This window comes from Streptomyces sp. P17, assembly GCF_032436805.1.
In the GTDB taxonomy this organism is placed as follows: Bacteria; Actinomycetota; Actinomycetes; order Streptomycetales; family Streptomycetaceae; genus Streptomyces.
In genome coordinates this window covers 1-291 of record NZ_JAVRBF010000587.1, presented here as the reverse complement: position 1 = coordinate 291, position 291 = coordinate 1, and the positions used below count along the sequence as shown (strand labels likewise).

At 62.9% G+C, this 291-nt stretch carries 1 pseudogene; it reads left to right on the top strand.

The window, feature by feature from the left end:
- A pseudogene (locus RMT89_RS46285) lies at positions 1-291 on the top strand (conjugal transfer protein TrbE); the annotation flags it as partial.

Here is a 291-nt window from a genome sequence, read left to right as displayed (position 1 = left end):
ATCTCTGGTCAGCCCTGTCTTCGCTTGCTTCAGCACCTGTCGGCGAAAGGACGCTGACCGGTCTGTCGGTCCTTCTGCAATCCCACACATTGAAGCGAGCGCTGCAGCCCTATTGCCTCGGCGGACCCTATGGCCGCTTGCTCGACGCCGAAGCCGAGCGTCTCTGGGCGGCCGACGTTCAGGCGTTTGAAACCGAGGGCCTAATTGGCACGTCAGCCGCGCCGGCGGTGTTGGCCTATCTCTTTCATCGGATCGAAGCTCGGCTCGATGGGCGGCCAACCCTGCTGATCG